Raw genomic sequence first — 17,435 nt, 5'->3', positions numbered from 1 at the left:
TAAAGGTTTTTTGGTTATATCCATAGCCGGTTATTTTATCACCGCTGTTATTGTATATTGAACAGCCGGGTATACCGGTTCCTGTTTGACAGAAAGAAGAAGGGCCTGATCAGAAAAGCCAGATCAGGTAAGAGTCATATAGAGGAGGAAGGAGCAAGTTATGAAAAACAGGTATAAACGTCTATTTGCCTGGGTGCTGGCGGTTGCTATGGTTTTAGGCAATGGAGCAGTTTCAGACCTTGGACAGACCCAGGTTATGGCGTCAGAAGTTACTGAACAGACGCCTGTCGATGGAGATGGTTCCGGCGGTGATCAGGGCAGCGCTGCATCCGTGCCGGTTCCGGCAAACGTACCGGAGGTTAGTGAAACACAGACGGCGGATATTATTTTTGATGTTAGTGATCTGAGAACTAGCCTTGAAAGTACATATGGGATAAAAACCGGGGATATTGAGATAAAGTATTATGTGGGTGATGATGTCGGTACTGCATCAAGCACAGAAGAAAGTGTGACTATTGCGGGATCGGCATCGGCATCGGATGAGTCTTTAGTTCAATATACTGAATCTGCTAATATACTGTACTATGAGGTAGAAAGTATTGGAAATTATATAGTTATTGATGACCAGGGACAGCCTTGTATAAAAGGTTCTGTTTCTTTGAAGAATAACCAGGAGCTTACAATTCCTGTGGGTACAACAAGTCCTAGTGTTAGTCCGGCTTCGGGTCAGGTGCTGATTACAGGAAATGATACATTTGAACTTGAGACAACACAAACATTCAATGTTTCTGTACCTAACGCAGTTGAGAGTGCAAAGTTTAGTTATTCTTGGAGTGTAACGGACGTTGATGGAGAAGCGGAAATTAGCGGTAACGATAATGTGAACTCAGTGAAGCTTACTCCTCAAAAGGCCGGAAAAGTAAATTTGTCTGTTGAAATCAAAAATAATGGGCAAAGTATTGGTAGCTTTTCCAAAACACTTACGATTGATAAAATCAGCAGGGAAATTGAGTTATCTTATTTACCAAATGATGCGACTCAATCTTGGAATACGGAAATTACGTTAACAGCTACGGTAGAACCATTTGAGACTTCTGAGATTGTTAAGTTTTTCTGCAATGGAGCAGAAATTGGCGAAAGTCCGATTACTGATGGAACAGCAACGTTGATATGGAAAACTGATACTCCAACTGGAGTGGGTGTGTATAAGCTTACCGCAAGTATTATTGCAACGGACAAATATGAGTCAGCAATATCCAGTGAAGTACAATATAGCCCAGGTAAAGCTGATCAGAATTTCGCTTTGGAAGAGACCAATAATCAGATAACCTATGGAGAAAAAGTGCATATAGCGAATATTGTAGATACCAGCGGGATTACTACAAGTTTTAACGCTACTGTTGCAGGTGATGCTGGCGGAAGCGTTGATATTGAAGATAATAAGGTCTATTGGACGCCCGGACAGTCTGGTGATGCAACTATTACTGTTACGAAAACTGAAAATGACAATTATAATACGGCAACACAAACAATTGATGTTACTGCGGGTAAGCGGAACGTTGAAATATCCAGTGTAACAGCGACAGACCGGGCATATAATGGGACTGATGTCATTGATCTTACCATCACTTTAGATGGTGTGGTAAGCAGCGATGGTGATAATGACAACAGCACCACAAGAACAATCAATGTTCAGGGAAAGGCTGTAAGCGCCGCTGCTGCGGAAACGGCTATAAATGTTAACGCTAATGTTAATATAAAGAATATTTGTTCTGATATCATAGATTTTGACAGCAAATATCAGTTGTCTTATGATAACATTTCAGTGGCAGATACATCAAATGTCTCTGTCGACACAACAGTCAATATCAATCAGGCAGTGCTGAAATTATCTATTCCCGATGGCACAATGGAATGGCAAAAGACCACTGATATAAATAATGTTACATTTAGTCCTGATGAAAAAATAATTGTTACAGGGTTTGTTAATGGGGAAAATACTGATAATCTGACAGGATTTAGTGTACCTGATCTTGATTTAGATACTTCTGTGTTCGTCAATCAGATAGATGGTGTTGTTGAGAATGCCATCGTGGCAAAGGAACAAACAGGTAACCCAACGAACAACTATGTTTTTGATTTTGAGAATTACGACAAAAAAGGAACCTTAACCCTTACCCAAGAGACGGTGAATGATTACACGAATTTTATTACAGTTGATAATAGTTCCTGCACTAATGTATATAGGGGTGAAGAAAAGGGCACAATTTACTATAGTGTTCAGACGGATGATGAAAATCAGACAATTAATCCGAAGATTGTTTTCAGTCAGGAGAACAGTAACTACAGTAAAATCTGCAGTAATGATGTTGATGTAACGACAGAAGGCCTGACCATCACTTTTCAACCGACAGATGATGAGACAGGGAGAACAATTGAAATCTGGCTTGAAGGAGATGCTCCATATAAGCGGACAGAATCTTTTACGATCAGCCTGATGAGAGATCAGAACGCTCCATCGGCGCAGATCCAGATTGGAGAATCAAAAAGTCTCTGGCAGAACTTTTTGCAGAACGTAACGTTCGGCGTTTTTGGAAAATCACTGCAAGCTGACATTACAGTTTCCGATTCCGGGGATATTTCCTCCGGACTTAAAAGCTGGTCTTACGCAGTGGCGAATACAGCCAGTGATGTTTTGTTTGATGAACTGCCAACAACAGAAGAGGATGTGAAGAATCTTTTTGCAAACCTCAACTTTACTCCTGTAGCTCCTGAAAGGACTACACAGACAGTGAATTTGAACGGGGATGGTAATTATATTGTCTTTGTCTTTGTAACTGATAACGCGGGAAATTCCGCCCTCTATGGCTCAAACGGCGCTATTGTGGATAATATTCAGACAGGTTCTATCAGCATTACAGATGAGCAGAGTGGAGATTATTCGGTAAAGGACTATTATAATGGTAATGTTTCCCTGAATGTAACCATAGATGAAGCTGTTTCAGATATTTATTCCGGTGTGGCAAAAGCGGGTTACAGTATTACATCGGAGACGCCTTACTCGGTGTCAACAAATGATAAGGAAGCCTCTGAGGGAGTTTTTATTGACCGCACAGAAAAAATTCCCAATAGCACTCTTGGAGTGTTAAAAGAAACTTATGGTACATATTCAGATGTTTTAAATATTGGAATTGGCAAGGGCATAAGTTCCAAGTTTACAGTAACTATTAACGCGGAGGATTTTGCCGGAAATTCTCTGGCTTCGGATACGAACAATCAGGTGTCCTTTGTTATTGACATGAAAGCGCCTGTAGTTGTCAATACCCTTAGCTCAATGGCTCAGGTTCAAAACGGGTCTTTCTATAATCAGCCAGTAACATTAACGACAACGATTACCGAGAGATTTCTGGATAAAAGCGGAATTGGATATACGATTAATGGCATCTCCTATTCCCTGACTCAGTTGGAGGATACTTCCGTTCAGAGCGCGCTTGGTCTGACTGCGGTGAACATTGGCGAAATGCCTGGGGAAAATGCCACTGACGAAGCAACAACCGTTATTACATTAACTTTTAATGCGGACAATGATTATGAGATTATAACAAAAGTGGTAGATAAAGCAGGGAATCTTGCGCTCAACGAAGACGGTGAACGTGCAGACAGCGAAGCCATTCAATTTACTATTGATAAAACAGAACCGCAAGTCTCTATTCAATACTATAATGAAAGCGGCGGTGAGATTACAGAAGATGTGGCCGCAGCTTGTCAGACAACCGATGGCAGATACTACAGCGCAGTTCCGGCATATGCTCTTGTGACCATTACAGAGCATAACTTTGAAGAAAGAGATATTTCTACAGAATATACTGGCGGCCTGGCCTTAAACTTCACTGCCCAAGACAGCGGTGGTAATGAGGCAGAAGGGGTGGCTATTACAAGGAAATGGGAATCTGTGGAGGAGTCAAAACCTGATGAACATATCCTGAGAGTGGATTTTACCGAAAACGCCAATTATACAGTCAGCTTTACCTATACGGATAAAGCGGGGAATGATATAACAGATTATTCTCTGTACAATATCACAGTGGATCAGGATGAAAATCCTGAGGCTTCAATACAAATTGATACATCGCCGGATAATGTGTGGAAAAACATTATTGATACGATTACTTTTGGTATTTTTTCAAATAAAGACCAGACCGTAACTATTGAAGGAACAGATATAACTTCCGGTATCCGATCCATTCATTATCTGGTGGACAGCAATAGTGAAATCCAGGCAATGATAGCTATGGATGAGGATGATTTGAAGGATTCCTGGACCAATGAAAAAGATAACTGGGTAGAAAGTAATCAGGTTACCATATCTCCAGATCAGCAGACCGTGATTTACGGACGGATTGAGGATAAAGCGGGAAATTGTGTATTCATTAGTACAGATGGTATTGTCCTGGAGACAGTAAAGCCCAGTCCGGTGACGTTAAGTATTGCCGGTGATGACCAGACAGGTATTTATAATAATGACGTTACGGTCCATGTTTCTGTAAAAAATGAAGCACAAATCTATTCTGGTATTGAATCTATTACGGCAAAAGCTTATGTGGATGGCGTGGAAGTTGAGGGCGCCGTTGAAGGAAACTATGCCGGAATCCAGGGGCAGAGAACAGAAGATCAGCTTAAAAATGATGCAGCCGCAGAAGTTGATTTTAAAGTATTTGCAGAGAAATGTAATATTAAAACAGGCAATGGCGATTCAAATAATGTGGTAGTTGTCGTTACAGTAAAAGACCGGGCTGGCAATGAGACGACAGATGATATCGACTTTATTATCGACCAGAACACGCCGGATGTGGAAGTTGCTTTTTCGCCGTCAGATCCAGTACACAGCTACGATGGCGTTCATTACTTTGATTCTGTCCGCACGGCAACGGTGACTGTAACCGAAGCGAATTTTAACGAAAATCTGGTGAATGTGGCCATAAATACTATGGAAGGCGTGACTGTCAGTGAGTGGACGCACAATGGTTCTGTTCATACAAAGACCTATACCTTTGAAGCCGACGGTGATTATACATTCAACGTGACGATGAGTGATATGGCTGGTAATTATGGAGCGATGAGAGGAGATGCTCCGTCCTGGGACAAGGCGTTTACCATTGATCTGACAGATCCTGTAGTTGAGTCTGTTCAGTATTATATGACAGTCAACGGCAGTGACGAACCGGTCACTCCCGGTAAAGCTGAAAGAGAAAGACTTTATGGCGATCATCCCGTTTATGCGGTAATTACAGTAATTGAGCATAACTTTATTGTCAGCGATGAGCAGGGAGACGGCGGCCTTACCTTAAATATAACGGCCGACAGCCAGGGCGCGGAATATACTGCACCGCTGTATAGCTGGCTTAGCCATGACGGAGACCGGCATGTCCTAAAAGTGGAGTTTAACGGTGATGCCAATTATGTATTTGATATAGCCTATACCGACCTGGCTAAACGCGGTCTGGCTCAGGACTACGCCTCCGATTATTTTACTGTAGATACTGTTGCTCCCACAGCCAATATCCAGATCTCCGCTTCCACTGATTCCTGGGATGAGTTCTGGGGAGATTTATTGGAAAAAATCACCTTTGGTATTTTCTCTAACAAGGATGAAACAGTTTCCATAACGGATATTAACGATGTGACGGCCGGAGTGGCCTTTGTCCATTATCTGGTCAGCCACGATGAGATGACATGGGACGAACTGGAAGAGTCCTGGAAAGCAGAGGATAACAATTGGTTATCCGGCAGCCAGGTAAGATTATCGCCTGACCAGCAGGCTGTTGTCTACGGGCGTATTGAAGATAAGTCAGGAAACTATATGTATCTCAATACCAATGGTTTTGTTCTTGATGACACAGATGTGGAGATTGAGATTACAACGCCTCAGCCGTTGGATTATGTGTATAACAGTGATGTGGATGTGGCGGTATATGTAAAAGACCCTGATACTGCAAATAATCATGATTATTCCGGCCTTGCATCGGTTTATTACGAAGTGCGCAACACCGGCAATGTGACCCAGAGCGGTAATATCCCGGTAACGGCCGGTGAGACAAGACAAAAGAGCGTGACCCAGACCATCACTGTTGACGCTGCTCTAAATAACAGCAATGACGTTCAGGTTTATGTCCGGGCAGTGGACAACGCGGGCAATACATCGGAGGCTACACTGTCTCAGCCTATGGCTATTGACATCACTCAGCCACAGATCACCATATCTTTTGATAATAACGCGCCGTTAAACGGACAGTATTATCAGGATACACGGACAGCGACGGTTACTGTCCGTGAGAGAAACTTTGATCCCAACAATGTGCAGATCAATATTACCAATACTGACGGCACACAGCCGGCCATCACTGGATGGTCCTCCTCGGCCAACGCGGGGGTATCCGATGAAGCGACCCACACATGCCAGATCATTTTCGCTGCGGACGGGGATTATACATTTACTGTGGGCTGTACGGATCTCGCCCTGAACCCGGCGTCAAATCCATATCAGTCGGAGCAGTTTACCATTGATAAAACTCTTCCGACGGTGAGCGTTTCCTACAATAATAATGCTGTCACCAATGGACATTATTATAATGAAGGCCGCACAGCAACCATTAGCATCACTGAACACAATTTCCGGGCAGCGGAAGCCCGCGCCACCATCACAGCGGCTTTAGACGGAGCCGGAATTTCCGCGCCGTCCATCAGCGGGTGGTCCACCAGCGGCGACCGTCACACAGCTACAGTTTATTTTGACAGTGACGGCGATTATACATTTGATATTGCTTATACGGATCTGGCAGGCAATGTGATGGCCGATTACACCCAGGACAGCTTCACTGTGGATCTGACGGATCCGGAGGTTGAGATTACAGGCGTTGAAAACCGTTCGGCCAATAAGGGGACGGTTGCGCCGGTGATCACACTGACCGATGTCAACTATACGGCTGACGGCGTTTCCCTGACGCTCACAGGTGCTAACAAAGGACGGTTAAATGTTGATTCCATGATCAGCCGTTCCGCTGTCAATAACGGGCAGGTGATCACCTTCAGAAACTTTGGAAGTAATATGGACGATATTTACACTCTGACGGCTAGACTTACAGATCAGGCCGGCAATGAGACAACACGCAGCATTACCTTCTCAGTGAACCGGGATGGCTCCACTTATGAACTCAGCGATTACACACAGAAGCTCATTGATACAGGATTTACCAACAGTCCCCAGGACATTGTGATCCGGGAAATCAATGTGGATACTCTGGAGTTTATTGAAATCACTTACAGCAAAGACGGCCAGGTAGTCACCCTTATCGAAGGGGAAAACTACACCGTTGAGGAAGAAGGCGGTGACGGCCAGTGGAAGGTTTATACTTACACGATCAAGGCAGGATGCTTTGAAGAAGAGGGCGAATATTCCATCACCATTTATTCTGAGGACCGGGCCCGGAATACTTCCACCAATCGTGTAAAGGAAAAGACCATCGAGTTTGTTGTGGATAAAACGGCGCCGTCTGTAAGTATCGCAAACCTGGAAGACCGGGGACGCTACAGAGAAAACGCCCATGAATTTACATTAAGTGTTAAAGATAATACCGTGCTGTCCTATGTAGAGCTTTATCTGGACGGAGAACTGGTACATACCTATTCCGGCGATGAGCTGACGATTGAGGACGGTGTGCTGACCATTACTGTGGACAGCAAAAACGCCTATCAGACAGTCAGGATCATTGCCTACGATGCGGCAGGCAATCCGACGGATCCTGTGGAATATCAGGTCCTTGTAACATCCAATTGGTGGATTCAGTTCTATATGAATAAACCGCTGTTCTTTGGATGCATTACCGTTATGGCTGCTGCGGCAGGATGGATCATATTTGTGATTGTCAGACGCGGCAGGAAGAAGAAAGATCATTATAAAAAGATCTGACGCTGATGTCCAGTGGATGGACGGCGATAAAATTACCGCTTACAGGAGGTGAGAATATGAAGGCCGCCGATCTTAACAATTGTACATACTTTGCAGCCCATCGGTCGCGGCGGACACAGAGGTTTCAGCGGCCGGTGCCGGGGGAGCGGGACTTGCGGCAACTTTCCTGGCCCTTTTTATTTCAACCCATTGACAAAAGGTATGACGGTGAGTAAAATGTTCTCAGAATGAACTTCACAAAGTGAACGCGCAGATGAGATGAGTAAGCCGTGAAACATTACAGAGAGAGGCACAGATGCTGGAAGTGCCTTATTGGGAAGCGGCTGAAAACTACCTCGGAGCGGCCCCAATCCGGCCCGGCAGACACCGTTACCGTCATAATGAGTGGTTTTATAGCCGTTGCCTGGTTTCAATTGCCAAGCAGCAGTATTTGATTATGTTGTAAAACAACAAGGGTGGAACCGCGAGAACCTGTAATCTCGTCCCTTTCCGTATGTGTTTTGTGCGGAAAGGGACTTTTTTGGTTTAGCTATGAGAAAAGCACAAAAGCGCGCGGCTTTGCGAATGGCATGGAAAAATGGTAACATTTCGTTCATTGGAAATTTAAGGAGGTTTTTATAATGAAAGTCATTTATAACGACGGCACTGTTGGCGAGTGCCCCAAAGAGGAAGAACTTCATGTGATCCGCCATACGGCGGCCCATATTATGGCCCAGGCCATTAAACGCCTGTATCCCAATGCTGATTTTGCCTATGGCCCGGCCACAGAGCATGGCTTCTACTATGACGTAGATCTGGGAGACACAAAACTTTCCGACGAAGATCTTGGCCGCATTGAAAAAGAAATGCAAAAGATCTGCAAGGAGAATCTTCCCATCAAGTCTTTTATTCTGTCCAGAGAGGAAGCTAAAAAACTTATGGAAGAACGTCAGGAAAAATATAAACTGGAGCATATTGACGATCTTCCTGAGGACGCTGTCATCAGCTTCTATCAGCAGGGAGAATACATTGATATGTGTGTGGGCCCTCATCTGACCTACACCAAAGCATTGAAAGCATTTAAGATCACACAGCAGTCCGGCGCTTACTGGAAAGGCGATAAAAACAATAAGATGCTCACACGCATCAACGGTATCGCCTTCGCCTCAAAAGACGACCTTGAGGCCCATCTGAAATTGATGGAAGAGGCTGCAAAGAGAGATCACCGCAAGATCGGCCGGGAGATGGAACTGTTTATGACCAGCGATTACGGCCCGGGCTTCCCGTTTTTCCTGGACAGAGGGCTTATTGTGAAAAATGCTCTCATTGATTACTGGCGAGAACTCCACCGCCGGGAAGGATATATTGAGGTGTCCACACCTATGATTTTGGACCGGGAACTGTGGGAAACTTCCGGTCACTGGGATCATTACCGGGATAATATGTATACAACGAAGATCGACGACAACGATTTTGCTATTAAGCCTATGAACTGTCCAGGCGGCATGCTTGTATACAAGAGCCGTCCCCACTCTTACCGTGAACTGCCTATCCGCTGCGGTGAGCTGGGGGTTGTCCACCGCCATGAGCTGAAAGGCGCCCTCCACGGCCTGTTCAGAGTGCGGTGCTTTACTCAGGATGACGCGCACATTTTTATGACAAAGGAGCAGATCCCCTCTGAGATCAAAGGCGTTGTCCGCCTTATTGACGAAGTTTATAAGAAATTTGGCTTTAAATATCATGTGGAATTGTCCACTCGACCGGAGGACAGCATGGGAAGCGATGAGGACTGGGAGGAGGCAACCAACGGCCTTCGCCAGGCTCTGGATGAGATGGGCCTTGAGTATGCGGTCAATGAAGGGGATGGCGCTTTTTACGGCCCGAAGATCGACTTCCACCTGGAAGATTCCATCGGACGTACATGGCAGTGTGGTACCATCCAGCTTGATTTCCAGCTTCCTCAGAATTTCCAGGCAGAATATATTGATGAGAATAGTCAGCCTCAGCGCCCGATTATGATTCACAGAGTTGTTTTTGGTTCCATTGAGCGTTTTCTTGGCATCCTTATCGAGCATTATGCCGGAAAATTCCCGGTATGGCTCGCGCCGGTTCAGGTGAAAGTCCTTCCGGTATCTGACAAAACTCTGGAATATGCCACAGAAGTTTATAAGGCAATGACAGCCGCGGGAATCCGCTGCGTTCTTGACGACCGCAATGAAAAGATTGGTTATAAGATCCGTGAAGCTCAGCAGGTTGAGAGAGTGCCTTACATGCTTGTTCTTGGAGCAAGGGAAGCTGCGGACCATACAGTCACTGTGAGAAACAGAGATACAGGAGAATCCGAGACAATGTCTTTGGAGGCATTTGTTGAAAAGACAGTCCGGGAAAATAAAGAGCGGATTTTCTAATAAAGAGAAGCGGTAACAGGTCAGCATGGGTCATCTCTGCAGACTGGATTGTTACGAAAATCTTATATTTCTTGCGAAATTATAAATATTTTATACTTTTTTTCTGAAAAAGATACAAATTCTTCAAGATACGTTCACAGATATGTTTTATGCTTAAAAAAGGTAACATCACGGCCGCCTGTCAATGGCGGCCGTTGTTATAAAAAACACTGTGGAGAATGAAGAATATGCGTAAACAAAAGAATAAGCCCAGGAAAAAGCTGAAAAAATGGCAGAAGATTTTAATAGGCGTGATCATCGCCGCTATTATCTGTATTGTGGCCTTTGGTGTTTATAAATGGATTGTCAGGACACAAATGGATGAAGAGACAAAAAAGAGAGATTCCTGGACGGTGGAAACTGGAGAATTGATTGGAACCAACCAGGATCAGCGGGTAAATATCTATGAATCAGCCACAGACAGTCAGATCTCAGTATATCAGATCGTGCCCAGGGAAGTTGAAAGAGATTCCTTTACATTCCATGTGACAGAGCCAAAAAACGTATCAGGCTATGGTATAAAACTGGAGAGTACCGAAGGAACGTCCGGCGGGGCGTTGGAACGGGGACTTTATTATACTCTGGGAACCCAGGGGTATTATGGCTATATGTTCTTTTTTGACAATGACGGCGTTATGCGCTATGAAATGCTCCTTGACGGATATAAAGCTGACCGTGTCCTTATGGACGGAGGGGAGATGATCTGCTGTGTCTCATCAAATCAGATCGGCCGGATTAACGCTCTGGGACAGGTGACGGAGCTGTATACCATGGACGGTTATGTGATGCACCATGATTTTAATTGGGGGAATGATGGAACTCTTCTTGTTCTCGCCACAAAAGAAAATGACCGGGACGATGCGGTTATGGACCGGGTGCTTGAGATTGACATGGATGCCGGAACTGTTGAGGAGATCATAAATCTCCAGTATCGTTTCCAGCGTTCAGCTTTTGGAGGAAAATTATGTGGTCAACAGCGGCGTGGCGAAAACTTATGGGAGTATGATTCTCAGGGCGAAATGATCCGGAGTTTTAGTTATGATACAACCTTCCAGGGGTATCGGGTCATGAAAGATGATTTTTTACAATATTGGTTCAAATAAGTGCTTGACGAATCTCTGTGAGAGTGGTATTATATAAAAGCTGTATGAAAATACGCGGACAACAAAGCAGAGTACTCACTCTCACCTTAGCATTCATTGGAGATGACTTGGGTTTATATTTAAGAGATTAACACGGTTATGACTTAAATGGTGAGTAGTATGCTGCTCACCATTTTTTTAGACATATGGAGGTGTCAATTATTAGCGATTTAATGATCAATGAGCAAATCAGGGATAGGGAAGTCAGACTGATCGGTGAGGACGGTTCCCAGCTTGGGATTATGTCGGCCAAAGAGGCGTACAAGATCGCCCGGGAGGCCAACCTGGACCTTGTAAAGATTGCTCCGACGGCAAAGCCGCCAGTATGCAAGATTATCGACTACGGCAAGTACCGGTACGAGATGGCGAGAAAAGAAAAAGAAGCGAAGAAAAAGCAGAAGACCATCGAAGTGAAAGAGGTTCGTCTCTCACCCAACATCGATGTTAATGACCTAAATACGAAGATGAATCAGACACGTAAGTTTATTACCAGCGGCAATAAAGTGAAAGTCAGCGTCCGTTTCCGCGGCAGAGAGCTGGCCCACACAGCTTCAGGTAAGGTTATCCTTGATCAGTTTGCTGAAAAATTGTCAGACATTGCAGTAATTGACAAACCTGCAAAACTTGAAGGTAGAAGCATGGTCATGTTTTTATCAGAAAAACGATGAATCTTTCGATATTGATATTAAGGAGGAATTAATAATGCCAAAAATGAAAACTAGCAAAGCAGCAGCAAAGCGCTTTAAAAAGACAGGTACTGGTAAATTAAAAAGAATGAAAGCTTACAAGAGCCACATTCTTACAAAGAAATCCACAAAGAGAAAGAGAAATCTCAGAAAAGCGATAATGACCGATGTAACTAATGTAAAGAACATGAAGAAGATTTTACCATATCTTTAATCTGAAGGAACGGAGGTACTGTAAGAATGGCAAGAATTAAAGGCGGATTAAACGCGAAGAAAAAACATAATAGAGTATTAAAATTGGCGAAAGGTTACAGAGGAGCCAGATCCAAACAGTATAGAGTAGCAAAACAGTCTGTAATGAGAGCGCTGGCTACATCCTACGCTGGACGTAAGGAGAGAAAGCGTCAGTTCAGACAGCTCTGGATCGCCCGTATCAACGCTGCAGCCCGTATGAACGGCTTATCCTACAGCAAGCTGATGTATGGCTTAAAGCTGGCTCAGGTTGAAGTAAACCGCAAGATGCTTTCCGAGATGGCAATTAACGACGCTGAAGGCTTCACAAAACTGTGTGAAGTTGCGAAAGCGAAATTGGCTTAATTTTCCTCCTGGAAGAACGCTGAGTATTAATTTCTTATAAAACCCTTGAATTTCAAGGGCTTTTCTCGTAAAAGACCAGATGGCGCTGTAAATCCTGAAACAGTGCCCCGGTTTTTGCCCCGGAGGTATGACCGTAAACGATGAGTGAACCACGAAAAAAAGGCCGCAGAGCCTATTTAAGTCATTATAAGAAAAAAGAAGATGGCGGCTATGCGTATACAGGAAAAATGTACACCTGTGAAAGCAGCGAGGACTATAAACACATAAAGTTGCGTCTGTGGCTCTTTGTGGGATGTATTTTTGCCTGTGTGGTGGCCGCCGGCTGCGTGTCTCCTCCGGGAGCTAACGGACAGATTTTTGTCCTTCTCCCCTATGTGGCAGGTTTGATGACAGCGGTAAGCCTTGTGTGGGCTATGTGCCGTCTGTCGGTGAGAGGCCCCGCTCTGGAGGAGCATGTGTATGAGGCCACGGCAAAGGCCATTCCTATACGGGCCATGGCCGTACTGATTCTTATGGTTTTATCCCTGGCGGGTCTTATTGTCTATGTATGTTTCAATGGATTTGAGGACAAGTTCATACACTTTTTAATATCATGTCTGACACAAGCTCTGAGTATTGTTTTTTGCCTCGCTTTGTGGCGATATATGAAAACGATATCATGGAGGGATGTTCCATCACAGAATTAATTGACAGACAGGAACAAAACATATATACTATTACAAAGTTGTTAATGATCAGCGGCGAGAGTCCGGCAATGGGGGTACCCCCATTGCTATATACAGCAGATTGCCTGCAATCTGCTGTATATATATAAATCCTGTCCGCTTTTCATAGATAAAAAGTAACTTATAAATCAGCTTTTGAGGCTGAATAGTTACAGAAAAAACAAGGAGGAAAAGAAGATGAAACTTTCCAAAAGATTTATGGCATTGTTTCTTGCTGCAGCAATGACATCTTCCATGTTTGCAGCGTGCAGCTCACCGGCAGCGAGCGGCGATACAAACAGTGCGGAATCTACATCCGGAACAGAATCTACAGGCGAATCCACGACAGGTGATTCCGCTGCTGCAGACGCTTCCGGCGAAACAAGAAGCGGGGACTCCAACACCCTTGTTGCGGCAAGCAACCATTTTGAGGGCAAATTCTCCCCATTCTTTGCGCAGAGCGCGGAGGATATTGACATTGTTGGTCTTGTAACACCCCCGATTCTCCAGGCCGACCGTGAAGGTTCTATCATTTACAACGGTATCGAAGGCGAAACCCGTAATTATAACGGAACCGATTACACATACTACGGTCTGGGAAATCTGGCAGTTACAGAAAATGAGGACGGATCTGTTTATTATGATATTACGATCCGTGATGATATCACTTTTGCCGATGGTACACCAATGACAATCGACGATGTGATTTTCTCCATTTATGTTCTCTGCGATCCGACTTATGATGGTTCGATTACACTTTATAGCCAGCCGATTCTTGGCCTTGAGGAATACCGCGAAGGTATGTCCCTTTTATCTGCGGCTATTGCGGCGGCTGGAGAAGATAATACAGATTTCAGCCTCTGGACAGAGGAACAGCAGACTGCTTTCTGGGATGCTGTCAATGACGGCGGCGTGAAGTTTGCGCAGGCCATTGTTGACGCATGTGTAGCACAGGGCCTTGCAGAAGATTCTAGTGATGTTGCTACAGCAGCGGCAAACTGGGCATATCCGGATCTTGCGGCAGATGCTACAGCTAAAGATTTCTTCATGGCTATCGGCGATGCTTACGGATGGAATTTCACAGCTATGGAAGCTGAGGGTTCCGGCACCGAGGGAACAGCTCTTTCTGACCTGATTCCTGAAGATGTATACAACTATTCTACAGAAGGTGTCAGCACCGGCAGCTCTGTAGATTACATCGAGGGTGTACAGCGTGTGGATGATTACACTGTACGTATTGTGGCAACAGAAGTTGCTGCGAACATGGTTTACCAGTTAGGTTTCTATGTTGGTTCCTTAAACTACTACGGTGATCCCGCAAAATATGACTATGACGCTCATCAGTTCGGCTTTGACAAAGGTGACCTTTCCACTGTCCGCGCGAAAACAACTGAGCCTCTCGGATATGGTCCGTATACATTCAGCGATTACAGCAACGGTACTGTATATCTGGATGCCAACCCATCCTACTTTATGGGCGAGCCTAAGATTGCTCATGTAAACTTTATTGAGACATCTGAGGATGACAAGACAACCGGTGTTGCTTCCGGTACCATTGATATCAGTGAGCCTTCCTATTCCACAGAAGTCCGCAATCAGATCACAGACTACAACGGCGGAGATGACAGCTTTGACGGCAGCGTGATCACTATGCGTCTCTATGACTTCCTTGGATATGGTTACATGGGTATCAGCGCTGACAACGTAAATGTTGCCGGTGATCCTTCTTCAGAGGCTTCCAAAGACCTTCGTAAAGGTATCAATACATTAATGGCTGTATACCGTGACGAGGCGATTAACTCCTACTACGGTGACACAGCGACAGTTATCAACTATCCGATCTCCGATACATCATGGGCTGCTCCTAGAGTAACAGATGACGGATATCAGGTAGCTTATTCTGTAGATGTTAATGGCAACCCGATCTACACAGAGGGTATGTCCACAGAAGAACGCTATGAAGCTGCAAAACAGGCTGCTTTAGGTTTCTTTGAAGCCGCAGGCTATACAGTAACCGACGGCAAGCTGACAGCAGCTCCGGAAGGCGCTAAACTTGAGTACGAAGTAAACATCGGCGCTATGGGTAACGGCGATCATCCGGCTTTCATGATGCTTACTAACGCCGCTGACGCTTTCGCGGAAATCGGCATGACACTGACGGTTACTGATATCAGCAACGCCGCAGACCTGTACGCGACTTATCAGTCCGGTGTGGCTGAAATGTGGTGTGCCGCATGGGGCGCAACGGCTGATCCGGATATGTACCAGTTATATCACAGCCTGGGAAGTACAAACTACTATAAGATCAACGATGCCGATCTTGATGAGATGATTCTTGCGGCTCGTCAGTCTACAGACCAGACATACCGCAGAGGCCTGTATAAAGCCGCTATGGATATTATCATGGACTGGGGTGTTGAACTTCCGATTTATCAGAGAAGTGAATGCTACATTTTCTCTACAGAACGTGTAAATACCAGCACTATTGCGCCAGATATGACACCTTACTGGGGTTGGATGAACGAGATTGAAACTCTTGAACTGAACTGATCTTATTCTTGATCCTCAGTGGCAGGGAATCGCTCCTGGCAGGGAGCGGTTCCCTTTTTTATAGTAAACGACAAATATATTTGTCGTTTACTATAAGCCCTCCGGGGGATGCGCACGATTTTTGCAGGGAAAGATCTGCGCTTTGCGCAGCAAAAATCGGCGCTGGAAAGGTCATAATAAAAATTATTATGACCTTTCCTATAAATCTAAACTCTGGCAGTATTTTTACAAATAATGTATCAATATTTTGAAATACTAACAGTGTCTTGTCTCATTCGCGTTTGGTTAAAGGGGGGCTTTGGCTGAACACGAATGAAACAAGGCACTGGGAAGACTAAAGTTAACACACCATAAAAGAAATGGAGCGGTTTCCATGAAGAAATTTATTATAAAAAGAATATTGATCTCCATCGTTATTCTTTTTTGCGTTACTTTTATTATATACGCGCTCATGCGGTGCCTCCCGTCTTCATTTGTGGAGAACAGGGCTATGACTCTGGCTCAGGCGCCAGGTGCCAAGCCTTATGAAGAGTGGCTGGAACAGTTAAACGCCAGCTACGGTCTGGATAAAGGCATTATTCCCGGATATCTCACATGGCTTGTGGGCGCTGTTCAGGGCGATTTTGGAGATAGTTGGGAATATACTGTGCCTGTACTTGAAAAATTCGGGGACGTTATCGGACTGTCTGTGGTCATGGGCGTTATTTCCTTTATTTTGCAGCTTATTATTGCCATACCTCTGGGTATTGTAGCGGCAACAAAGCAATATTCAAAACTGGACTACGGGATTACCGCAGGGGCTCTTGTAGGCATATCCCTGCCAACCTTTTTCTTTGCCACTCTGCTGAAACTTGTATTTTCCGTAAAGCTGGGATGGTTTGACCTGTATGGTCTTGTTGGACGAAATTACGCCCAACTGGATTCCATGGGCAAATTCCTTGATATGGCCCACCATCTGGTGCTGCCTATCGCTACCCTGGTTATTGTTTCCGTGGGTTCCCTCATGCGTTACACAAGAACAAATATGCTGGAAGTGTTAAACGCGGACTATATCCGCACAGCAAGGGCGAAAGGTTTAAGTGAACACGTAGTCATTTACCGGCATGCTTTCAGAAACACACTGATCCCTTTGGTGACTATCATTGGCGGTTCTCTGCCGGGCCTGCTCTCAGGCGCACTGATCACAGAGACACTGTTTTCCATACCGGGGATCGGATACACATCATACACGGCCATGGCCAACGGCGATATTCCATTTTCCATGTTTTATCTGACATTTATCGCCATTTTGACACTGGCGGGCAACCTGATCTCAGATATTTTATACGCTGTCGTTGACCCACGGGTGCGTATCGCGTAGAAAG

General features: G+C 44.8%; 9 protein-coding genes and 1 other annotated feature. All 9 genes read left to right on the top strand.

The genetic code is table 11. The features are described from left to right. Positions 1–160: 160 nt before the first annotated feature. Positions 161–7,966, top strand: coding sequence for a hypothetical protein (locus HNP82_RS00785; RefSeq protein WP_183770392.1), 7,806 nt, complete (start codon positions 161–163; stop codon positions 7,964–7,966). A gap of 241 nt (positions 7,967–8,207) precedes the next feature. Beyond that, positions 8,208–8,456 (top strand) — a binding site (T-box leader). A 130-nt stretch (positions 8,457–8,586) separates the two neighbouring features. Continuing rightward, on the top strand, positions 8,587–10,353 hold the full coding sequence (gene thrS / locus HNP82_RS00780; protein WP_183770389.1) for a threonine--tRNA ligase: 1,767 nt from the start codon (positions 8,587–8,589) through the stop codon (positions 10,351–10,353). Positions 10,354–10,580: 227 nt separating this feature from the next. After that, positions 10,581–11,495, top strand: coding sequence for an aryl-sulfate sulfotransferase (locus HNP82_RS00775; RefSeq protein ID WP_183770386.1), 915 nt, complete (start codon positions 10,581–10,583; stop codon positions 11,493–11,495). A 212-nt stretch (positions 11,496–11,707) separates the two neighbouring features. Beyond that, on the top strand, positions 11,708–12,202 hold the full coding sequence (infC, locus tag HNP82_RS00770) for a translation initiation factor IF-3 (protein ID WP_183771226.1): 495 nt from the start codon (positions 11,708–11,710) through the stop codon (positions 12,200–12,202). A gap of 34 nt (positions 12,203–12,236) precedes the next feature. Beyond that, the gene (gene rpmI, locus HNP82_RS00765; RefSeq protein WP_183770384.1) at positions 12,237–12,434 is read left to right on the top strand and encodes a 50S ribosomal protein L35; all 198 of its coding nucleotides are present in this window, start codon (positions 12,237–12,239) and stop codon (positions 12,432–12,434) included. Between the two features lie 26 nt (positions 12,435–12,460). Further along, positions 12,461–12,817: a 50S ribosomal protein L20 gene (gene rplT / locus HNP82_RS00760; RefSeq protein WP_183770381.1), complete on the top strand. Its 357-nt coding sequence runs from the start codon at positions 12,461–12,463 to the stop codon at positions 12,815–12,817. 140 nt (positions 12,818–12,957) lie between these two features. Beyond that, the gene (locus tag HNP82_RS00755; RefSeq protein ID WP_183770378.1) at positions 12,958–13,503 is read left to right on the top strand and encodes a hypothetical protein; all 546 of its coding nucleotides are present in this window, start codon (positions 12,958–12,960) and stop codon (positions 13,501–13,503) included. 216 nt (positions 13,504–13,719) lie between these two features. Beyond that, positions 13,720–16,071, top strand: a complete 2,352-nt coding sequence (locus tag HNP82_RS00750) for an ABC transporter substrate-binding protein (RefSeq protein ID WP_183770375.1) — start codon at positions 13,720–13,722, stop codon at positions 16,069–16,071. A 373-nt stretch (positions 16,072–16,444) separates the two neighbouring features. Then, positions 16,445–17,431, top strand: a complete 987-nt coding sequence (locus HNP82_RS00745) for an ABC transporter permease (protein ID WP_183770373.1) — start codon at positions 16,445–16,447, stop codon at positions 17,429–17,431. Positions 17,432–17,435 lie beyond the last annotated feature (4 nt).

Origin of the sequence: Catenibacillus scindens, assembly GCF_014202115.1 — a bacterium.
GTDB lineage: Bacteria > Bacillota > Clostridia > Lachnospirales > Lachnospiraceae > Catenibacillus > Catenibacillus scindens.
Note: the sequence above shows the minus strand (reverse complement) of the source record. Positions and strands in the feature narration are given on the sequence as shown.